General features: G+C 33.8%; 22 protein-coding genes and 1 pseudogene. 18 read left to right on the top strand and 5 right to left on the bottom strand.

Annotation, left to right across the window (positions count from 1 at the left end; all coding sequences use genetic code 11):
- Positions 1-11: 11 nt before the first annotated feature.
- The 9 genes from OZP15_RS13940 to OZP15_RS13900 all read left to right on the top strand — a co-directional run bounded on the left by OZP15_RS13940 (position 12) and on the right by OZP15_RS13900 (position 8008).
- Complete coding sequence (locus OZP15_RS13940) at positions 12-164, top strand: lmo0937 family membrane protein (RefSeq protein ID WP_281336426.1); 153 nt, start codon at positions 12-14, stop codon at positions 162-164.
- A 312-nt stretch (positions 165-476) separates the two neighbouring features.
- Positions 477-977, top strand: a complete 501-nt coding sequence (locus OZP15_RS13935) for a hypothetical protein (protein ID WP_281336425.1) — start codon at positions 477-479, stop codon at positions 975-977.
- Between the two features lie 166 nt (positions 978-1143).
- Positions 1144-2025, top strand: a complete 882-nt coding sequence (gene era / locus OZP15_RS13930) for a GTPase Era (RefSeq protein ID WP_281336424.1) — start codon at positions 1144-1146, stop codon at positions 2023-2025.
- A gap of 32 nt (positions 2026-2057) precedes the next feature.
- Positions 2058-2744, top strand: coding sequence for a hypothetical protein (locus OZP15_RS13925; RefSeq protein ID WP_281336423.1), 687 nt, complete (start codon positions 2058-2060; stop codon positions 2742-2744).
- 371 nt (positions 2745-3115) lie between these two features.
- Entirely contained in the window at positions 3116-4426 is a 1311-nt protein-coding gene (der, locus tag OZP15_RS13920; RefSeq protein WP_269226043.1) for a ribosome biogenesis GTPase Der, read from the top strand.
- Positions 4427-4886: 460 nt separating this feature from the next.
- On the top strand, positions 4887-6056 hold the full coding sequence (locus tag OZP15_RS13915; protein ID WP_269226042.1) for a molybdopterin molybdotransferase MoeA: 1170 nt from the start codon (positions 4887-4889) through the stop codon (positions 6054-6056).
- Between the two features lie 301 nt (positions 6057-6357).
- The gene (locus OZP15_RS13910) at positions 6358-6672 is read left to right on the top strand and encodes a hypothetical protein (RefSeq protein ID WP_269226041.1); all 315 of its coding nucleotides are present in this window, start codon (positions 6358-6360) and stop codon (positions 6670-6672) included.
- A gap of 155 nt (positions 6673-6827) precedes the next feature.
- Complete coding sequence (locus OZP15_RS13905; protein ID WP_269227955.1) at positions 6828-6971, top strand: transposase; 144 nt, start codon at positions 6828-6830, stop codon at positions 6969-6971.
- Between the two features lie 5 nt (positions 6972-6976).
- Positions 6977-8008 (top strand): LacI family DNA-binding transcriptional regulator, encoded by a 1032-nt coding sequence (locus OZP15_RS13900; RefSeq protein WP_281336422.1) that lies wholly within the window; start codon positions 6977-6979, stop codon positions 8006-8008.
- Positions 8009-8141: 133 nt separating this feature from the next.
- Here the strand turns inward: OZP15_RS13900 and OZP15_RS13895 are convergent.
- Together OZP15_RS13895 and OZP15_RS13890 are read right to left on the bottom strand one after the other, a co-directional pair.
- A pseudogene (locus OZP15_RS13895) lies at positions 8142-8645 on the bottom strand (transposase); the annotation flags it as partial.
- Between the two features lie 120 nt (positions 8646-8765).
- Positions 8766-10088, bottom strand: coding sequence for a serine hydrolase domain-containing protein (locus OZP15_RS13890; protein ID WP_281336421.1), 1323 nt, complete (start codon positions 10086-10088; stop codon positions 8766-8768).
- A 244-nt stretch (positions 10089-10332) separates the two neighbouring features.
- Here OZP15_RS13890 and OZP15_RS13885 point away from each other — a divergent pair, with 244 nt between their 5' ends.
- From OZP15_RS13885 to moaA, 8 genes are all read left to right on the top strand, one after another.
- Complete coding sequence (locus OZP15_RS13885) at positions 10333-10662, top strand: winged helix-turn-helix domain-containing protein (RefSeq protein WP_269226040.1); 330 nt, start codon at positions 10333-10335, stop codon at positions 10660-10662.
- Entirely contained in the window at positions 10659-11408 is a 750-nt protein-coding gene (locus OZP15_RS13880; RefSeq protein ID WP_269226039.1) for a sulfite exporter TauE/SafE family protein, read from the top strand. The genes OZP15_RS13885 and OZP15_RS13880 overlap by 4 nt, the downstream gene beginning before the upstream one ends.
- On the top strand, positions 11408-11974 hold the full coding sequence (gene mobA / locus OZP15_RS13875; RefSeq protein ID WP_281336420.1) for a molybdenum cofactor guanylyltransferase: 567 nt from the start codon (positions 11408-11410) through the stop codon (positions 11972-11974). Before OZP15_RS13880 ends, mobA begins: the two co-directional genes overlap by 1 nt.
- Positions 11971-12213 carry a MoaD/ThiS family protein gene (locus tag OZP15_RS13870; RefSeq protein ID WP_269226036.1) on the top strand — a complete coding sequence of 81 codons (243 nt, stop codon included), beginning with the start codon at positions 11971-11973 and terminating at the stop codon, positions 12211-12213. The genes mobA and OZP15_RS13870 overlap by 4 nt, the downstream gene beginning before the upstream one ends.
- A 186-nt stretch (positions 12214-12399) precedes the next feature.
- Positions 12400-13467, top strand: coding sequence for a HesA/MoeB/ThiF family protein (locus tag OZP15_RS13865; protein WP_281336419.1), 1068 nt, complete (start codon positions 12400-12402; stop codon positions 13465-13467).
- 8 nt (positions 13468-13475) lie between these two features.
- Positions 13476-13922, top strand: coding sequence for a molybdenum cofactor biosynthesis protein MoaE (locus OZP15_RS13860; RefSeq protein WP_269226033.1), 447 nt, complete (start codon positions 13476-13478; stop codon positions 13920-13922).
- A gap of 108 nt (positions 13923-14030) precedes the next feature.
- On the top strand, positions 14031-14945 hold the full coding sequence (gene moaCB, locus OZP15_RS13855; protein WP_281336418.1) for a bifunctional molybdenum cofactor biosynthesis protein MoaC/MoaB: 915 nt from the start codon (positions 14031-14033) through the stop codon (positions 14943-14945).
- Positions 14923-15942: a GTP 3',8-cyclase MoaA gene (gene moaA / locus OZP15_RS13850; protein WP_281336417.1), complete on the top strand. Its 1020-nt coding sequence runs from the start codon at positions 14923-14925 to the stop codon at positions 15940-15942. The genes moaCB and moaA overlap by 23 nt, the downstream gene beginning before the upstream one ends.
- Here the strand turns inward: moaA and OZP15_RS13845 are convergent, their stop codons facing one another.
- From OZP15_RS13845 to lysS, 3 genes are all read right to left on the bottom strand, one after another.
- A complete protein-coding gene (locus tag OZP15_RS13845) occupies positions 15943-16449 on the bottom strand; it encodes a hypothetical protein (RefSeq protein ID WP_281336416.1) in 507 nt (168 codons plus the stop codon).
- Complete coding sequence (locus OZP15_RS13840; RefSeq protein WP_281336415.1) at positions 16446-17765, bottom strand: AAA family ATPase; 1320 nt, start codon at positions 17763-17765, stop codon at positions 16446-16448. The genes OZP15_RS13845 and OZP15_RS13840 overlap by 4 nt, the downstream gene beginning before the upstream one ends.
- An 87-nt stretch (positions 17766-17852) precedes the next feature.
- Positions 17853-19553 (bottom strand): lysine--tRNA ligase, encoded by a 1701-nt coding sequence (lysS, locus tag OZP15_RS13835; protein WP_281336414.1) that lies wholly within the window; start codon positions 19551-19553, stop codon positions 17853-17855.
- Positions 19554-19724: 171 nt separating this feature from the next.
- On the opposite strand from lysS, the gene lipB reads away from it, so the two are divergent.
- Positions 19725-20429 (top strand): lipoyl(octanoyl) transferase LipB, encoded by a 705-nt coding sequence (lipB, locus tag OZP15_RS13830; protein WP_269226028.1) that lies wholly within the window; start codon positions 19725-19727, stop codon positions 20427-20429.
- The last annotated feature ends 88 nt before the right edge of the window (positions 20430-20517 follow it).

Genomic DNA, 20517 nt, shown 5'->3' with positions numbered 1-20517 from the left:
AAATAGAAAACATGAGCAATTTACTTTACACCCTCGCCATTATTTTAGTCCTTTTTTGGGCCATCGGATTCTTTGCTTATAGCGCAGGATCAATTATTCACATTCTTCTAGTAATAGCCGTTATTGCTGTTTTGTTGAGAATAATTCAAGGAAAAAGATTATAAATCATCAAAAATAATTACCATAAAAGTGTAGTAAGTAAATACAATTATTTACTAATACGTTTTTAGTGTTTAATTGTCTTACTTTTAGCGTAATTCGTAATTGATATTAAAGCTCTTTTAGGCACAAATTAAAGTTTAAAAAGGGCAGATATTAAAATCTTGTCCTTTTTTTGCTTCTTATAAGAAAATGAAATTTATCAAAAAAAATATAATTAATTGTTAATTTAAAATTATTGGCACAGTTGTTGGCTTTTAAGAAAATGTTGGACAACAAACCTCAAATAAAAGTAAAATAACAAAAAGACAAACCCGATGAAAACTATAAAAATGATTACCCTAGTAGCGATGTTATTTTTAGCATCCAATGTGTCTAATGCACAAGTATCAGTAAATGTAAATATAGGAACACCACCAGTATGGGCTCCAGTTGCCAGCCCTTCGGTAGAGTATTATTACATTCCAGATGTACAATGTTATTATGATGTGCGTGCTACACAATTTATTTATCTAAACAACGGTGCTTGGATACGTTCGAGACATTTGCCACACCATTATAGAAACTATGATTTGCATAGAGGTTACAAAGTGGTTTTGAATGATTACCATGGTCCAAGACCTTATGACAATTACAGATACCACAAAGTGAAGTATTACAAAGGCTATAGAGGAGCTCCTCAAAGAGCTGTAGGGTACAGAAATGATAACCATCGTAATCATGTAGTCGTAGTTAACAATCGCCATGACGACCGTGGAAAATCCCACAAGCACGGAAACAGAGGCAATAATGGAAAAGGAAATAAACACCGCGACTAAATTTGAAGTGAGGTATAACAAAAAGGTTGACTGTATAAAGTCAGCCTTTTTTTTGTTGTTTTAAAAAACTCGTTAATTCTTATGGAAGCTACTCAATTCAATTGTACCTTTGTACCCGAAACATCGAGAAATAAAGGAGTTGACACTTCACTAGAATACACATATTATGACACATAAAGCAGGTTTTGTAAATATCATCGGAAATCCAAACGTAGGGAAATCAACATTGATGAATGCCTTTGTTGGCGAAAGATTGTCCATCATCACGTCCAAAGCACAAACCACCCGTCATCGAATTTTAGGAATTGTAAATGGAGACGATTTTCAATTAATTTTATCCGATACACCAGGAATCATCAAGCCTGCTTATGAAATGCAGGAATCGATGATGAACTTCGTGAAATCCGCTTTTGAAGACGCTGATATTTTGATTTATATGGTCGAAATCGGGGAGCAAGAACTGAAAGATGAAGCTTTTTTTAATAAAATCATCCATTCTAAAATTCCAGTTTTGTTATTGTTAAACAAAATTGATAATTCCAATCAAGAGCAATTGGAAACCCAAGTCGCTTTTTGGACGGAAAAAGTTCCCAATGCCGAAATTTATCCAATATCAGCTTTGCAAAATTTTAATGTTCCAGAAGTTTTTCAAAGAATCATTTCGTTATTGCCAGAATCTCCAGCTTATTATCCAAAAGATCAGTTGACGGATAAACCAGAACGTTTCTTTGTAAATGAAACCATTCGTGAAAAAATCCTGTTGAACTACAGCAAAGAAATTCCGTATGCTGTGGAGATCGTAACCGAAGAATTCTTCGAAGACGAAAACATCATCCGCATTCGTTCCCTGATTATGGTCGAACGCGAAACCCAAAAAGGAATCATCATTGGTCACAAAGGCGCAGCCCTAAAACAAGTAGGAATGGAAGCCCGCGCCGATTTAGAGAAATTTTTCGGAAAACAAATTCACATTGAGTTATACGTAAAAGTGAATAAAAACTGGAGAAGCAATGCCAATATGTTGAAGCGTTTTGGTTATAACAATTAATTTTACTCTTGCAATTTGTCATTTCGACGAAAATGAAAAAAATAATCTACTTTTTTTTAATTTTTAATTTCAATTTTTGCTTTTCGCAATTTGGAATAATAAATGATTTGGACGGATTTGTAAATGTTAGAAGTTCAGCCGAAAAAGGAAAGAATATTTCTGATAAATTGGAAAATGGTTTTATAGTTTTTTATTTTGAACCTAAAGGTAATTGGGTTAATATAGATTACAAAAAGAATGGAAAACAATTAAACGGATATATTTACAAAGATAGAATTAAATACATAAACGATTTTACAAATGTTCCATTGAAATCAAATCTTAATGGAAAAGTAAAATTGGAAAATGAAAATGTGAAAATTGAAATTAGTGAAACTAAATTTATCAAAGAAAAACACAATCTAAAATTTCACAAAAATGATAAATCCATATTAGAGGAAATTGATAATATGCAAATATTTGGAAAGGATGGCGGTATTCCGAAAAAGGAATATAAATCAATTCAAATTGAAATAAATAGTGTAAAAATAGAATTACCAAATATTGCTTTAAAAAATTTATATGAACCAAGTTTGTATAATTCAAAAGCAAATTATGACAAAAAAAATGATATTTTATATATTTTGTCGTCAAATAGCGATGGTGCTGGTGGTTATGAAATAATATGGATTATTGAAAAAAAGAAATACAAATACAGAATTGAAGTATATGGATTTTAACAAAAATAGTTAATGCAATGAATTTAGCCTATAGACTTAATTTGTCCCAAACCATTTGTGGAAGGAGAATCTTTTAAATGAGCTAAAAGTAAAGTTTAAAATAAATTTAAAATCAGTATTGGAATTTTTTCAAATACTGATTTTTTTTGACATAGATTTGACGATTTTTTTTAAGTTATAATATCTGTAAAAATCTGTAAAAATCTGTGTGCTATATTTTTTTGACTGTGCTCGCAAAACTGAATACTGCAAACTAAAAAAAGACTACCTTTGCAAAAAATTAAAAATCCTTTATTGTTTGATTTTTAGAGCATAATGATTTCGGGCTACCAAAATCTAAAATCTAAAATCAGCAATCTAAAATCAAAAAAATGAATAACATTGTTGCGATAGTAGGAAGACCTAATGTAGGGAAATCAACCCTTTTCAATAGGCTGATACAAAGAAGAGAAGCTATTGTAGATTCAGTATCTGGGGTGACCCGTGATAGAAACTATGGTAAAAGCGAGTGGAACGGAAAAGAGTTTTCTGTGATTGATACGGGCGGATATGTTCGTGGATCGGATGATGTTTTTGAAGGCGAAATCCGCAAACAAGTAGAATTAGCTATTGACGAAGCCGACGTAATTATCTTTGTGGTTGATGTAGAAGAAGGAATTACTCCAATGGATGATGTTGTGGCTCGTTTATTACGTAAAGTGACTAAACCTGTTTTATTAGCCGTAAACAAGGTAGATAATGCGATGCGTGAAAAAGACGCTCTTGAGTTTTATAACCTTGGTTTAGGAGAATATTTCACATTTGCCAGTATTTCAGGAAGCGGAACAGGAGATTTATTAGATGCTTTGATTGAAGCTTTTCCAGTAAAACCAGAGCCAGTTCAAGAAGAAGTAGTGTTGCCACGTTTTGCGGTTGTAGGTCGTCCTAATGCAGGGAAATCAAGTTTCATCAACGCATTGATTGGTAAAGACCGATTTATGGTTACCGATATTGCGGGAACAACCCGTGATGCTATTGATACCAAATTCGACCGTTTTGGTTTTGAATTCAACTTGGTAGATACTGCGGGAATTCGTCGTAAAGCAAAAGTAAAAGAAGATTTAGAGTTTTATTCCGTAATGCGTTCCGTTCGTGCGATTGAACACGCTGATATTTGTATATTGGTCATCGATGCCACTCGTGGATTTGAAGGACAAGACCAAAGCATTTTTTGGTTGGCCGAGAAAAACCGAAAAGGAGTTGTAATCTTGGTAAACAAATGGGATTTGGTCGAAAAAGATACGATGTCAACCCGTGATTATGAAGAAAAAATCAGAAAAGAATTAATGCCGTTTACGGATGTGCCTATTCTTTTTGTTTCAGCATTAACCAAACAACGTTTGCTGAAAGCATTGGAAGCAACCGTTCAGGTTTATGAAAACAGACAACAACGAATTCCGACTTCAAAATTCAATGAATTTATGTTGAAAGTGATTGAAGCTTATCCGCCACCAGCAACCAAAGGGAAATATGTGAAAATTAAATATTGTATGCAATTGCCAACTCAAACACCACAGTTTGTGTTTTTTGCCAATATGCCACAATATGTTAAGGAACCTTACAAGCGTTACCTAGAAAATAAAATTAGAGAAAACTGGGACTTTTCAGGAGTGCCAATCGATATTTACATCAGAGAAAAATAATAAGAATCCCGAGTAATCGGGATTTTTTGATTTTAGAAACGACTATAATTTACAGGACATTCAATTTTAAAACCCAAGAAATTCTAAATAAAACAACACTGTAGATTCGCTGATTTCCACAATATAAGTAATGAGAACAAAATAGTGTCGTTCTTTTTTACCATATAAGGCATATAAGTACATTTAAGTTTTTGATTGAATGGTATATTTGAACTTATATGCCTTATATGGTAAAATTAAATTTTTAACTGTTTGAACACGACAATAATTAATTCCTTCTACTTAAATTAGATAAAATTCACACTGATTTTTGAATTAGTGCAATGGAACAGTTCTTATTTATTTTTAAAATCTGCGAATCTGCGGTAATTTTTTTTAAAGCCAATGCTCTATATAATTTATTTCAATTAATGATAAATGAAATTCGAATTGTATTTTTGGATTTCTAAATGCAATTTTTATGATTTCAGTTCAAGATGCTTTTTCAATATTAGAAAATAATTTACCCGAACTTCAGGAAGCTGAATATACTTTGGCGCAAGCCCGAAAACATATTTTGGCAGAAACGATTTTCTCTCCTATCAATATGCCACCGTTCCGACAATCGGCGATGGATGGTTACGCACTTTGCCTTTTCGAGGGTTTAGAATATGAAATGATGGGCGAAATAAAAGCAGGCGATTCCCATCAAGTGGAATTATTGCCCGGTCAGGCTGTGAAAATTTTCACAGGAGCTGCTGTTCCAGATACGACACAAGCAGTAATTCAAATTGAATTGGTTTCCGAAAAAGACGGTCGGTTGTATCTTGAAGAACAAGTCAATCCAGAAACAAATGTAAGACCCATTGGCGAACAAATCTCGGTGGGCGAATTAGCGTTAGAAAATGGAACTTTATTAAATGCTGCAGCCATTGGATTTTTAGCTGGATTAGGAATTACTACGGTAAAAGTTTTCAAGAAACCAAGAGTTGGAATTGTCGTAACTGGAAACGAATTGACTAAACCAGGCGAGCCATTGGAATACGGAAAAGTCTATGAAAGCAATGGTATTATGTTAGAATCAGCTTTAAAGGAAGCTTATTTTGAAAATGTCAGTTTATACGAAGTCAACGATGATTTTGATAATACCAAAAACAAACTCGCAGATGCTTTGTCTGCAAATGATGTCGTCTTGGTTTCTGGCGGAATTTCTGTTGGTGATTACGATTTTGTGGCTCGTGCTTTAAAGGAATTGGAAGTAGAAACTCTTTTTTATAAAGTGAATCAAAAACCCGGAAAACCTTTGTTTGCAGGGAAAGTAAAAAACAAAATAGTTTTTGCCTTACCCGGAAATCCAGCGGCAGCATTGACTTGTTTTTATGTGTATGTGTTGCCAACGCTTTCGATTCTTTCAGGAAAAGCACCCAATTATAATCAATCCAAACCAGTTTCAATTGTGCATGATTATTCCGTTAAAAATACCCGAAGTCAGTTTTTGAAAGCCAATATTGTTGATGATGAAGCTAATATTTTATCGCATCAGGCTTCTTCGATGTTGAATTCTTTTGCTGTTTCCAATGGATTGGTTTATGTGCCAGATGGAACTTATGAATTGAAGAAAGGCGATAAAGTGGCTGTTTATTTGTTGTAGGGATTGTTTTTTTTGAATGTTATCTTTGTCAAAGTTTTAAAACTTTGACAAAGATGCTGTAAAGTATTAGGCGTATTTGTTGTAATGGATTTTTTTTATCAATAAAGTTTAAAGCTTTAAAAAAGATATTGCGAATTCGAAATCGTTTTAGTTTATGATTTGCCTAAAAGTAACGGATTTAAAGTAAATTCTTCTTTGCTTTTGTTTATTTTTTCCTAATTTTATACTTAACATACTATTCCAAAACGAAAACAGATGGGACTGTAAAATCTATTTCAATAACATTTTAATATTCAAGAGTATGATAGTACAATATCAAGGTAAAAAAGATGGGAAATCGACAACATTGACCATAAGAATTAATGGTGGTAATTTATCAAAAACGAGTTCAAATTATGAGCTTTTCTTATATGTTGGTGATAATGGTGCCAATCAAGTGCCATTATTTACAACAGAAATTCACCAAAGTTTATCCAATTGTTTAAGAGAAATTTACTTGTTCAGAAAACACAATCACATCACATTTGATGCAACATCAGAAAAAATAGTAGGTGATTTGAATCCTTACGATCAGGTATTGTATGATTTCCTAAAGCCATCAGTTTTGACGGCATAAAAAATAATTTTGTTAAGACATAAAAAAGACTGCACAATGCAGTCTTTTTCTATTTATACAGCTTTGTCAAAGTTCAAAAATGGACATGCTAACATAGCCATCATAGAAAGTTAAGAAATAATCTTAATTTTAACCTATAAAAACAAGTCCGCAAAATTTATGACAAAGCTTTTAAAGAAAAAGCAGTTCAATTGAGTTACGAGAGAACAAATGTATCTGAACTCGCCAGAGAGTTGGGAATAACAGCGTCACAGTTGTTAGCCAAAAAAAACAGTATATTTGTATTCAATTTTTTTTAATTCTTATGGAAGAAAATAAAGATGTTACCATCTACGATATTGCCGAAAAATTAAATCTTGCAACCTCAACAATTTCGAGAGCGCTAAAAGATCATCCAACAATTAGTAGCAAAACGATAAAAAAAGTAAAAAAAACGGCCGAAGAAATGGGCTATGTTCCAAACACTTTAGCAGCGGGCTTACGAGGAAACAAGACCAATACCATTGGAGTTTTGATACCAACTGTTACCCAGCCTTTTCTTTCTTCGTTGATTAGCGGTATCGAAGTAACAGCTCGAAAATCGGGTTACAATGTAATTATTATGCAATCTCATGACTCTTATGAAGAGGAAGTCAGTATGGCAAAATCATTGTACGGAAGTAGGGTTAGCGGAATTATTTGTTCTTTAGGAATGAAAACTATTGATACTACTCATTTTCAACAATTTGTAAACAACAATATTCCATTGGTATTTGTAGATAGGGTTCCAAAAGATTTTAACACTTTTCGAGTAATTATTGACAATTATGCAGCGGCCTATAAAGCCACAGTACATCTTATAGAACAAGGATGCAAACGTATTGCTCATATAACTGCAGGTTCTGAATTTGGAAATTTATATAACGAAAGAAAAAGAGGCTACCTAGACGCCTTAAAAAACCACAATTTACCTATTGAAAAAGAACTTATTGCCGATTTAAAAACAGTTACTTACAATGAAGCTTTAAAAGCAAGTGACAAACTATTGGATTTAAAAAACAGACCCGACGGCTTATTTGCGTCTGGTGACATTATGGCCGTGAGTGCTATTCAAAGTGCCAAAAAAAAGGGAATTAAAGTTCCCGAAGACTTGAAAGTAATTGGTTTCAACAACGATCCTATTTCCGAAATAATAGATCCAAACCTATCTACAATTACGCATCCAGCAGAAAAAATGGGAAAAATGTCGGCTGAAATTATTTTGAAAAGCATTAAATTCCCTAATAAAGACGAAGTGAAAGAAATTACATTTTTAAACACTGAGGTTTTAGTTCGAGAATCTTCAAAAAAAATATAAAGCTTTTAGTTCCTAAAAAACAATCGTGTAATTTCATTTTGACAACCTAATTATCTCCAAAAACCATATTCAAGGAGATAAATAGGAAAAAAGACATGTATAATTATACTATCATACAACCTGTTGGGTGTAATTAAATTGTTTGATTTTTAATATTGTTTATTGGTCTATCAAAAATGAATTTATTGATATATTGAACCAATGTTGGTGCTGTTATTTTTGCCAAAATTCTTGTTTTAAAACCTTTAAAATTTTTAGCATAATTGTTTCTAATTCTGAACTGGTCGCATAGTTGAGAAAATAATGTTTACTCATCTATTTTTATTGTCTTTTAAGGAATTCGTGATGTGCTTCGCAGTTCAATTCTTTTTCTTGATTTCCTAAAGATATAAGGTTGTGGTTTATAGTCTTTTTGATTAGCTCTTTTTGGGGTTTCTAATTTGATATTTACCGTTTGAAATAAATTCAATTGAATGCTTTGCGACAAGTAACCTCTGTCGCCAAGCAAAACACAATCAGACATTTGATGTTTTATGTTTTTTAAAAAATGAACGTCATGAACTTCTGCTTTTATAATCTCCAATGAATGGAAAATTCCATTTATAGAACAAACCCCGAGCAATTTAATAGAATTGAAATGGATAAAGTAAGGATGGTTTTTTTCATAGTTGGTTGGGTTGATTAATAGATTTTTTAAAATTATGTTGTTGAAAATTATTTGTTTCTAGTGAGTGTCACTTTTGTTACAAATTCATTTTTAATTAGTGCGTTTTAAATAGTAAATATTATCGGTCTCCTTTATTTGAAGTTCGGTTTTATCAGGAAAGAACTCGAAAAAATAGCCGCTTTCTTTATTCATAAAATAGTTGGAACTGATTTTCTCTAGATCAAATACTTTTCCTTTTGTTTCTAATGATAATTTAGCTCCATCCTTTGTACAATTAATTACTATTTGGTCAGACGAATACTTGCCAAGGTATTTGTCCAATTCTTCACTTTTTAAATTTTGGCCTGTAGTAAAAGGAATTAAAAATGGCTCATTAGAACAAATTTTTAAAATACCTTCTATTATATCTGTTCGTGGAAAGGCAATGCCATTTGTGCAATAAGCAATAGACAGTTTTTCATTGGGGAAATACCAAAGTGCAGAATAAAACTCTTCAATTCTTCCATTATGCCCGAAACTCGGTTTGTCGCCATATTTATTTTGGAACATTCCCATTCCATAATCATCTACCATTGTTTCCATTTTAGCCAAACTAATTTTGCTTATAATTTTGTTGGAAAATAAAGCATCTATAAACTTTATCATATCTGTTGATGTCGAAACGACTGCTCCTGCACCACCGTGTATGCTCAAATCTGTTTTCTTTACTTTATTCCAATTATTGTTTGAAAATTTATAAGAGGAGCTCTCGTTATTTTTTATGTTGATAGATTTTCCATAATAAGTATTCTTTAAATTAAGTTTAGATGTAATTCTTTTTTTTAAAGCATCTGCATAAGGCATTTTGCAAGTCTTTTCAATGATATAACCTAAAAGAAGATAATTACTATTGCTATAATCTGCTTTAGCATTAGGTTCAAAGTCACTCCCTTTATCTTTTATGATTTTCAAAAGTTCATTATGAGTTTTGGGTTTGTCCATCCATTCTGGAAAATCAGTATTTTTAGTATAATCGTGTAATCCACTCCTATGATTAAGCATATTTTGTATTGTAATTTTACTAGCATTTGGTATGTCTGGAAAATATGTTTTCAGTTTTTGATCAAGTTTTATTTTTCCTTCTTCTATAAGTTGAAAAATCATCACTGCCGTAAACATCTTTGTTGTAGAACCAATTCTATATTTTGTATTAATATCGTTGGCAACTTTTTTATCATTGTCAATAAATGAATAACCGATTGCTTTTTGATATTTAATAACACCATTTTTTGAAATGGTCAAGCTACCCAAAGCCAAATCTTTTGATGCAATTGAATTAAGAAAACTGTCCAATTTTGTAGCATTTACATCTTGTCCGATAGAGGTAAAAGTAAATGATGTTAAAAGCACTATAATATAAATAGTTCTATTCATTTTGGGTTGTCAATTAATTTGGATGTTAGATACTGTAAATAATCGTTAATATGTTTATTCTATGATAAATTTTGTACTTTGTTTTAATTCAAATATATAAATATAATCGCATAAGTTGTTAAAACGATTTTAAACTCCTATTAAGTCTAAACACCCAAAACCTCATTTTCCTAACAAATATCCTTTCATTTCCCTTTTCTCTAAAAAACACTTTCGTTATATTTGCAGAAGTATAACGAAATACATGAAAATCAAGAGCAAAATTTGGATCGAAACCGAGGAAGGCATCATCATCAGTGACGGTCGCATTCAGTTATTGAAATTAATTGAAGCCACGGGTTCGTTGAATAAAGCAGCCAAGGAAATGAATATTTCCTATCAGAAAGCTTGGAAGTTGGTCGATGCGTCGAACAAAGCTTCGAAAGAACCGCTTGTTGCTACTCAAATTGGAGGAAATAAAGGTGGAGGCACCGTTTTGACTCCCTATGGAAAATCGTTAATTGCATCTTTTGAAGCTATTAATGCTGGATGCTGGGAATTTTTGGATGCTGAACTTAAAAAATACGCATTATGACCGTCTCCGATTTGTTAGGAATGCCTTTGTTATTGCTGTTGTTGCCTATCGTGGCGTTTTTGTATTCGAGTGTCGGACACGGCGGAGCCAGCGGTTATCTGGCATTGATGAGTGCGTTTTCGTTTCCAATGACGTTTATGAAACCAACGGCTTTGGTGTTGAATATCTTGGTTTCGTCGGTTTCATTTTATTTTTATTATAGAGAGAAAAATTTCAAATGGAATTTATTTTATCCGTTTGCATTGACTTCCATTCTGTTTTCGTTTGTGGGTGGTTATTTGAAAATTGATGCTTTTTATTATAAAATTATTTTAGCAACCGTTTTGGTTTTTGCTGTATTACGATTATTGGGATTTTTTGGCAAAGAAAAAAATACGATTAACGAAATCAACCTGCCTCTAGCATTGGGATTTGGGGCTTTAATTGGCTTTTTGTCGGGTTTGTTAGGCATTGGTGGAGGCATTATTTTGAGTCCAGTTTTACTGCTTTTTGGTTGGGCTACTATGAAACAAGCGGCGGCAGTTTCTGCTTTGTTCGTTTTGACTAATTCAATTTCGGGATTGATAGGTTTTGTTTCAAAAGACGGAACTTTGCCAGAGTCCTCGTTCGTATTGATTGGAATCGTTTTTATCGGTGGATTATTGGGCGCTTATTACGGGAGTACAAAATTTAATTCGAAGGCGTTGCGCTATATTTTGTCAGCGGTTATCGGAATTGCAATTGTTAAATTATATACCACAGCATAATGGAAAATTTTACAGGATTTATTTTGGCAGGAGGAAAAAGCCAACGTATGGGAACCGATAAAGGGTTGTTGCTCCTGAACGGAAAACCGTTTATTAGTCATGTTTATGAAGCAATGCAGCCCATTTTTGGCGATAATATTGTGGTCGTTTCCTCGAATGAAGCTTACGATGCTTTTGGATACAATCGTATCGAGGATTTGATTTCGGATAAAGGTCCTGTTGGTGGATTGTACACAGCTTTAAAACAATCGAAAACCAAATTTAATTTGGTCTTGAGTGTTGATATTCCTTTAATCACAACCGAATTGGTACAGTGGTTGGTGGATAATCATGACGATGGTTATTTGGTTACGCAAGTTCAGGTGGGTGATAAAGTGAGTCCGTTGGTAGCGGTTTATGATCGCGCATTGCGAACACTTTTGGGCGAACACTTAGCAGGAAATCAATTGAAATTGCGTGATGTTATTGCCGAAGTAACTCCCCAAACCTTGCCAATTCCTGCAAAATGGAGCGAACAACTGCAAAATATTAATACTGAAGAAGATTATAAAAAAATACAAAAATGATTATCACCCTTAAATATTTTGGTTTACTCGTTGATATTACCCAAAAGAAAGAGGAGGTTTTTCGTTTGGATGAAACTAAAGTATCGGTCTCTTTTTTGAAAACAAAAATGGAAACCGCTTATGGTGAACTGAAGAACACCAACTATTCCATTGCAGTAAATCAAGCAATGAGTAGTCTAGATTACAATATAAAAGATCAAGACGTAATTGCTTTTTTGCCTCCATTTGCTGGTGGGTGAATTTTTTTTAAACATATAAGTCATATAAGTTTTATATTTTGTTGGATGTAATTTTAGATTTCCACATAGCTTATGTGTTCTAAAATTAAGTGAAACGACTAATGAAAATTGCTATGTTTCTATATGTTTAAAAAACTTATATGACTTATATGGTTCAAACAATTTTCAAAAGTTTAAAAAGTAAAAATGATTAACAAAACAAGGTATTCCAGACAAATTGCCCTTCAAGAAATAGGGGAATCCGGTCAGCTAAAATTACAAAATGCGAGTGTTTTGGTAATTGGAGCGGGTGGTTTGGGTTGTCCTGTTTTACAAAATTTGGCAGCTGCAGGAGTAGGAATCATCGGAATTGTTGATGGAGACGTGGTGGATGAAACCAATTTGCATCGTCAATTGTTGTACACTTTGGATGATTGTGGAAATAGCAAAGTTGAAGTAGCTCAAAAAGCAATTTTGGAACTAAATCCTGAAATAAAAGTAAATGTGTTTTCTGAATTTTTTAGTGCTCAAAATGCTTTCGAAATAGTATCCGATTACCAAATCATTGTGGATTGCACCGATACGCTCGCCGTTCGTTATTTGATAAACGATGTGGCGGTGGTCAAAAAGATTCCAGTAGTTTACGCTTCGATTTACAAATTTGAAGGGCAGGTTTCGGTTTTCAATTATAAAAGCGGACCCAGTTACCGCTGTTTGTTCCCAGAACAAGAAAATTTGAATACTGTTCCAAATTGTGTGGAATCGGGAGTTTTGGGAGTTTTGCCAAATACTCTCGGGACATTGCAAGCCACAGAAGTTTTGAAAATAATTTTAGAAATCGGGGAAGTCTTATCTGGGAAATTATTGATTTATGATGCGCTTCATTTTCAAACTCAAATCATCGATTTTGCCAGAAATCCAAAAGCAATTGAAAAAGGATTTATAAACGGAAGCCAGCTTTTGAACAGAAAAAAAACAAACGAAAGTTTAAGTCCCGAAGCGTTTTTGGAAAAATGCAACCAGCTGGGAATAGTGGTTGTCGATGTTCGGGAATTGAATGAAAGTCCCGAGTTTAAAGGACAAAATGTAATCCAGATTCCTTTGGGCGAATTGGAAAATTACAGCAAGAAATTGGATAAAAATCAGGAAATCGTCTTGTTTTGTCAAACGGGTCAACGCAGTCAAGCCGCTTTGAATTATCTCAAAAAATCAGGGTTCGTGGGCGTTTTTCATTTAGGAAAAGGCATCGAATCCTTGAAAAATCAATTGCAATAAATAAAAATATGTCAACAGATAAACCAAAGAAAAGTTCCTTTATTCAGGGACAAATAACATCGGAATTCATTGGGAATTCCATTGCCAAACACCAAAGTAAAACCACGATTGGCGCACATAATATTTTTCTGGGTCAGGTTCGCGCCGACGTTATAGAAGGAAAAACGGTAGCGGCAATTGAATATACAGCTTACGAAGAAATGGCGGAACAAAGTTTCCATGAAATCCGTGAAGCGGCTTTCGCCAAATATGATTTGTCGTGTTTGCACATTTACCACAGTTTGGGCTTGGTAAAAACAGGCGAGATTTGTTTGTTCGTTTTCGTTTCGGCACCAAGACGCAAAGTGGTTTATGAAGCTTTGGAATTTTTGGTGGAAGCCATCAAGGAAAAAGCCCCCGTTTTTGGGAAAGAACTTTTTGAAGACGAATCGTATGTTTGGAAAGTAAATAATTAAGCTGTAACACAAAGCCTCGCAAAGAACCACAGAGATACACGAAGAAAAATAACTCTGCGAGTCTCCGTGAAACCTTTGTGAATCTTGGCGTAATAAAAAAATAAGACTATGGTAGATATCACCCATAAAATAATTACCCAACGCACTGCAACGGCCCAAGCCATCGTGAAAGTGGGTTCGCCGGCAACGATGCAGGCTATTTTGAACAATACCGTTCCAAAAGGAAACGTATTGGAAGTATCGAGAACTGCGGGGTTGTTCGCCGTAAAAAACACTTCGAATTCCATTCCGGATTGTCATCCAATGCCGATTGAGTATACTGGAATTGAATTTGAATTACTTGAAGATTCTATCAGAATAGAAATTACTGTAAAAGCGATTTACAGAACAGGCGTTGAGGTCGAAGCGATGCACGGCGCATCAATTGTGGCTTTGACAATGTACGATATGCTGAAACCAATTGACAAACAAGTGGAGATTTCGACCATCAAATTATTGCATAAAAAAGGAGGGAAATCCGATTTTGGTACTAAAGAGAAACTAGATTTATCGGTTGCAGTAATGGTTTGTTCCGATTCTGTAGCTTCAGGAAAAAAAGAAGATAGGGCAGGAAAAGTAATATCGGAAAAAATCAAAAACCTGGGATTAAGCGTGTCGAGTTACACGGTTATTCCTGATGAGGTAAGTGATATTCAGGAAACGATAAACAAGTTATGTTCTATCGATAAAGATTTAATCATTATCACGGGTGGAACGGGTTTATCCAATAGAGACGTGACTCCGGAAGCGGTGATTCCGTTGTTGGACAGAAGAATTCCTGGTATCGAGGAAGCGATTCGTTCCTACGGTCAGGACAGAACACCTTATGCAATGTTGTCCAGAAGCGTGGTGGGTTTTAAAGGGAATACTTTGATTATGGCTTTGCCGGGTTCTACGGCAGGAGCAAGCGAATCGATGGACGCTGTTTTTCCATCGATATTACATTTATTCAAAATACTAAATGGTTTCAACCACGGAAAATAAAACAATTTCAATGCAGGATACTCACGGCAGAGGACACAATTACTTGCGTATTTCGATTACGGAACACTGTAATTTGAGATGTACGTATTGTATGCCCGCCGAGGGAATTTCGCTCACGCCAAGAGCACACTTGATGACTGCAGATGAAATTGTGACTATTGCCCAAACTTTTGTGAATTTGGGCGTGACCAAAATTCGATTAACGGGAGGTGAACCTTTGGTACGAAGAGATGCCAAACAAATCATACAACGTTTGGGAAAATTAGGAGTCGAACTGACTTTGACTACCAACGGCATTTTGGTACACGATTTTATTGATACGTTCAAAGAAGCAGGAATCAAAACCTTGAATGTGAGTATTGACAGCCTGCAAAAAGACAAATTCAATAAAATTACCCGAAGAAATTATTTCGATAAACTATGGGGAAATCTAGATTTGCTTGATGCCAATGGGTTTCAGGTTAAACTGAACGTCGTGATGATTAAAGATTTTAACGAAAATGAAATTATCGATTTTATCGAAATGACCAAAGACCGAAACATCCAAATTCGTTTCATAGAATTTATGCCCTTTGATGGCAACCAATGGAATAAAGAAAAATTGGTTTCATACACTGAAATTATGGAGCAAGTGGAGAATTTTTATTCCAATGAAAAAGTACAACGCATTCAAGACAAACCAAACGACACGGCTAAAAACCATAAAATCGAATCTTATAAAGGTAGTTTCTCGGTGATTAGTTCCGTTACCAATCCGTTTTGCAGTACCTGTAATCGTATTCGTTTAACTGCGGATGGAAAACTCAAAAACTGTTTGTTTTCGAATACAGAAACCTCTTTGTTGGATACTTTAAGAGCCGGCGAATCCATCGAACCGCTCATTTTTCAAAACATAAAATCCAAACACGCCATGCGAGGCGGAATGGATGATGATGCCAAATTTCAAAACCCGGAATTGTTTTCCCAAAACAGGAGTATGATCAAGATTGGGGGATGATTATTCAAATACGATATGATTTCCTTCTGTGAAATCTGAATTATATTGACTAAATATTTTTTTTCTTGCCTGATCTCCTGTTTTAATTATTCTTGAATTAGATTTAAAACAGATTTGAGAAAAAAGTTTTGTAGTGCTTAAATCAATTTTAGAACTATAAAATTCAATAGTAGCTATCAATTGTTTTATCGCATCTTTTCGTTCTTTATTTCTACTTCTAGGTTTGACATCTTTTGATTCTACAAAATAAAGATTATTGTTCTCAAATAAAACCCAATCACATTTTTTGGATGTTTCATTTTTCATCACAGAGAATTCATTTTCTAGAAGTAAAATTTCTTTTGAACTGTCATTCTCTAAACAAAGATTCCAATATTCTTCTTCAAATTTGAATCTTGTTATTGCATCTTTAATGTCCTCAAGGTAGTAAACGGAGTCTTTTAGTGTTTTGTAGCAAATATCTTTTTCTAAATTTGGAAAATGAGCTAATAATTGTTCTACTGTCATAAATCCAACAATTTATCAAATTCATCTGAAAAAGAATCTGAAACAATATCAATCATGTTTTCGTTGATTTGCCCCAACTTATCATTCATTATTTTTTTTGCTTTTCCATTCTTTAATTCATAAGCAATGAAGTTTTTTGGATTAAGCCAAGATTCTTTTTTGATTATTTTATTAACTTCAGTTGGTTTTGTTTTCCCTTTGTCAAAAGCCAAAAGCAAATTATTGATTGATGCCAATACAAAAGGACTGTGCGTAGTAAGAATCAAATTCTTTCTCTCAAACAAGCAGTTTTTGACTAAATATTTAATCAATTCGTGTTGCGCTTTTGGATATAAGTTTAATTCAGGTTCTTCTACGACAAAATTAAAGTTGTATTCATCTTTTAATGATTTTGCATATTCAACTAAAAGTAAAACTGGAATTATGGATTGTAAACCTGAAGCTGATTCTAATAAATCTACTTTTTCAATTTCATTATGATAGATGTATGAAGTTTTTCCTTCTCTTTTGTAAGTTATTTTTTTATCGATTATGCTTAAAGGCAATTCTTTTATTTTTTGAAGTGCTTTTTCATAATCTTGACCGCTTTCTAAAAGATGTTTCGGTATTTGAACATTGTTGTTTATTAATCCTAGAGTGTTTTCAGCAATTAGATGTAAAAAACTTCTTTCTGTCGGAATGTAAATAGAATCAAAAGAGTATATTTCAGGTAAAATTTTAATAATATCTTCATATGTTGATATGTAATTTTCTCCTTTTTTTTCAATTTCAAGAACTTCAAATAGTTTATCAATACTTATTTCCGTTTTTTTGTATTTTGATGATAATAAAAAATCAATTAATATTTTCTTTTTATTATTCAATTTAAATAGACTTGCGAATTTTTGTGTGTATTTAAGATCTTTAATTATCAAGTGATTTAAATCATAGGACATTAAATTTTTAATGAGTTCAATTGTATCAACATCTTCTTCGAATTCTTTTGAAGAACTTAATACGCTAAACATATCGATTTTTAAGGATTCACCATCTTTATATTCAAAACTATTAATGCTTATATTACTATTGTTCTGATTGTCATAACTTATAAAAGTTTCTTTTTTTAAATAACTAAAAATATTATATTTTTTTAATTCAGTTTCGAATAAAATATTTTCATTTCTTCTAAAGTTTTCATCTTCCAAAATCGAAAGTAATTTAGCAAGTGTACTCTTCCCAGAAGCTTGTGCTCCAATAAAAGTAACCATTTCTCTAACTTCGATATTAATATCCTTTAGAGGTCCAAAGTTTTTAACGATAAGTTTTGCTCTTTCCATTTTTCAAAATTAAGGAAATTTTTTATATATAAAAAGGAACTACTTGGAGTTCCTTTTTAGTATTTTTTATGTTTTAGAATAAACCGTTTACACCACCAATTCCATTACCTTGCTTTCCCCATCAACACTCACTTTAATCAAGTTGTTTTTGGATAAACCTTTGGTGGCAGCATCCCATTTTTTACCGCTTAAATTCGCAGTAATTTTTAGTTGCTGAAGATCCATTTTATTTTCATTTTTCTTCAATATATCTACGATAAATTTCTCTTCGTCTGATAATTCGATAGTTTGTTTTTTCTCCGGACGCATTTGCGGGAAGAACAACACTTCCTGAATCGAAGCATTATTGGTCAAGAACATCATCAAACGATCCATTCCAATTCCTAAACCAGAAGTTGGTGGCATACCGTATTCCAAAGCTCTTAAGAAATCTTCATCAATCGTTCCATTGGCTTCATCGTCTCCTTTTGCAGCCAAACGCATTTGATCTTCAAAACGCTCCCTTTGGTCAATTGGATCATTCAATTCCGAATACGCATTCGCAACTTCTTTACCGCAAACCATCAATTCAAAACGTTCTGTCAATTCCGGATTGTCACGGTGTTCTTTACAAAGTGGTGACATTTCTTTTGGATAATCCGTAATAAAAGTTGGCTGAATATAATTTCCTTCGCATTTTGCTCCGAAAATCTCGTCAATCAATTTTCCTTTACCCATCGTTTTGTCCACCTCGATTCCCATTCCTTTTGCAGCTTCAAAAAGCTCTTCCTCGCTTTTGCCGGAAATATCAAAACCGGTAAAATGCTTGATAGAATCCGTCATTGTAACGCGGGCATAAGGCGCTTTAAAACTGATTTTATGTTCGCCAAAAGTCGCTTCACTCGTTCCATTTACGCCAATGGCGCAATGTTCCAATAAACGCTCGGTAAAATCCATCATCCAGTTGTAGTCTTTGTAGGCTACATATATTTCCATTGCGGTAAATTCCGGGTTGTGCGTTCTGTCCATTCCTTCGTTACGGAAGTTTTTCGAAAACTCGTACACACCGTCAAATCCACCAACAATCAATCTTTTCAAGTACAATTCGTTCGCAATACGCATATAAAGCGGAATGTCAAGCGAGTTGTGGTGCGTGATAAAAGGTCTCGCAGCAGCACCACCGGGAATCGATTGCAAAACAGGAGTTTCAACTTCCAAATAGCCTGCATCATTAAAGAAACCACGCATCGCATTGAATAATTTTGTTCTCTTGATGAATGTTTCTTTTACATTTTGGTTCACGGTCAAATCCACATAACGCATTCTGTAACGCAATTCAGCATCGTTGAAGGCATCGTGCACTTTTCCGTCCTCATCTACTTTTGGCAATGGCAACGGACGCAAGGTTTTACTCAAAAAAGTAAATTGATCCACACGAATACATTGCGCACCCACTTTGGTAGTAAACAATTCACCTTCAATACCAATAAAATCACCTAAATCGGTCAATTTTTTGAACACAGTATTGTACAACGTTTTATCCTCTTCCAAACACAAAACATCGCGATTTACGTACAATTGAATACGTCCTTCGCTATCTTGTAATTCAGCAAAACAAGCTTTTCCTTGATCTCTCACGCTCATCAAACGCCCAGCAACAATAACTTTCTTGCCTTCTTCAAAAGATTCCTTTATTTGCTTCGAAGTATGATTTACAGGAAAAAGATTGGCAGGATAAGGGTTAATACCCAAATTGCGTAAGTTTTGAAGTTTTTCTCTACGGATAATTTCTTGTTCGGATAATGCCATTATATTCAGATTTTAAGAGCGCAAAGATAGGTAAATTTGAAAATGTGGCAATTTGTAAATTTGAAAATTAATTTGACTTTCCTTTTAAAGTTTTTAAGTCTTTTACTTTGTAACTTTGCAACTCAAAAATAGCGAACGAAATAAGATAGCTTCGTTCCTCGCAATGACAAAATGAACAAAACCATCCAGCTTCAAGATTTAGGACTTCAGGATTACAAAACGGCTTGGGAATACCAGGAAGAATTATTCAAGGGAGTTGTCGATTTGAAAATCCAGAATAGGAGAGAAGAAACCAATCTTGCAACACCTAATTACTTGCTTTTTGTAGAACATCCTCATGTTTATACCTTGGGAAAAAGCGGTGATTTGGAGAATTTACTACTTAACGAAAAACAGCTTGAAGCCAAAGGAGCGACTTTTTACAAAAGCAATCGTGGTGGTGATATTACGTATCACGGTCCAGGACAAATTGTAGGTTATCCTATTTTAGATTTAGAAAATTTCTTTACCGATATTCATAAATATTTGCGTTTTCTAGAAGAATCCATTATTCTTACTTTACAAGAATACGGATTAGAATGTGGTCGAAGCGATGGTGAAACAGGCGTTTGGCTCGGAGTTGGAACTCCATTCGCCAGAAAAATTTGTGCTATGGGCGTTCGTGCTTCTCGATGGGTAACGATGCACGGTTTTGCCTTAAATGTCAATGTCGATTTGGGTTATTTTGATAACATCATTCCCTGCGGCATTCGCGGCAAAGCGGTTACTTCTTTGAATGTGGAACTCGGTGTCGAAAAAGTCGATGAAGCTGAAGTGAAAGCAAGAATCATAAAACACTTAACGCAATTATTTGAAGCAGAATTCTTGGCTTTGTAAAATTAGCCACAGATGACAGGGATTGAACAGATTGTCATGGATTTTCTTTATGAACTTTGTAAACTTTGTGCCTTCTTCGTGTTCTTTG

The sequence above is a fragment of the Flavobacterium eburneipallidum genome (genome assembly GCF_027111355.2).
GTDB lineage: Bacteria > Bacteroidota > Bacteroidia > Flavobacteriales > Flavobacteriaceae > Flavobacterium > Flavobacterium eburneipallidum.
This window is presented reverse-complemented; position numbering and strand designations above follow the sequence as displayed.

Bases quoted from the DNA above. Each gene is read 5' to 3' on its own strand.
- OZP15_RS13935 (WP_281336425.1), top strand. From the start codon at position 477: ATGAAAACTATAAAAATGATTACCCTAGTAGCGATGTTATTTTTAGCA.
- OZP15_RS13890 (WP_281336421.1), bottom strand. From the start codon at position 10,088: ATGAATAGAACTATTTATATTATAGTGCTTTTAACATCATTTACTTTT.
- OZP15_RS13900 (WP_281336422.1), top strand. From the start codon at position 6,977: ATGGAAGAAAATAAAGATGTTACCATCTACGATATTGCCGAAAAATTA.
- era (WP_281336424.1), top strand. From the start codon at position 1,144: ATGACACATAAAGCAGGTTTTGTAAATATCATCGGAAATCCAAACGTA.
- lysS (WP_281336414.1), bottom strand. From the start codon at position 19,553: ATGGCATTATCCGAACAAGAAATTATCCGTAGAGAAAAACTTCAAAAC.
- moaCB (WP_281336418.1), top strand. From the start codon at position 14,031: ATGGTAGATATCACCCATAAAATAATTACCCAACGCACTGCAACGGCC.
- der (WP_269226043.1), top strand. From the start codon at position 3,116: ATGAATAACATTGTTGCGATAGTAGGAAGACCTAATGTAGGGAAATCA.
- OZP15_RS13925 (WP_281336423.1), top strand. From the start codon at position 2,058: ATGAAAAAAATAATCTACTTTTTTTTAATTTTTAATTTCAATTTTTGC.
- lipB (WP_269226028.1), top strand. From the start codon at position 19,725: ATGAACAAAACCATCCAGCTTCAAGATTTAGGACTTCAGGATTACAAA.
- OZP15_RS13915 (WP_269226042.1), top strand. From the start codon at position 4,887: ATGATTTCAGTTCAAGATGCTTTTTCAATATTAGAAAATAATTTACCC.
- mobA (WP_281336420.1), top strand. From the start codon at position 11,408: ATGGAAAATTTTACAGGATTTATTTTGGCAGGAGGAAAAAGCCAACGT.
- OZP15_RS13845 (WP_281336416.1), bottom strand. From the start codon at position 16,449: ATGACAGTAGAACAATTATTAGCTCATTTTCCAAATTTAGAAAAAGAT.
- OZP15_RS13940 (WP_281336426.1), top strand. From the start codon at position 12: ATGAGCAATTTACTTTACACCCTCGCCATTATTTTAGTCCTTTTTTGG.
- OZP15_RS13885 (WP_269226040.1), top strand. From the start codon at position 10,333: ATGAAAATCAAGAGCAAAATTTGGATCGAAACCGAGGAAGGCATCATC.
- OZP15_RS13840 (WP_281336415.1), bottom strand. From the start codon at position 17,765: ATGGAAAGAGCAAAACTTATCGTTAAAAACTTTGGACCTCTAAAGGAT.
- OZP15_RS13860 (WP_269226033.1), top strand. From the start codon at position 13,476: ATGTCAACAGATAAACCAAAGAAAAGTTCCTTTATTCAGGGACAAATA.
- OZP15_RS13910 (WP_269226041.1), top strand. From the start codon at position 6,358: ATGATAGTACAATATCAAGGTAAAAAAGATGGGAAATCGACAACATTG.
- OZP15_RS13865 (WP_281336419.1), top strand. From the start codon at position 12,400: ATGATTAACAAAACAAGGTATTCCAGACAAATTGCCCTTCAAGAAATA.
- OZP15_RS13870 (WP_269226036.1), top strand. From the start codon at position 11,971: ATGATTATCACCCTTAAATATTTTGGTTTACTCGTTGATATTACCCAA.
- moaA (WP_281336417.1), top strand. From the start codon at position 14,923: ATGGTTTCAACCACGGAAAATAAAACAATTTCAATGCAGGATACTCAC.
- OZP15_RS13880 (WP_269226039.1), top strand. From the start codon at position 10,659: ATGACCGTCTCCGATTTGTTAGGAATGCCTTTGTTATTGCTGTTGTTG.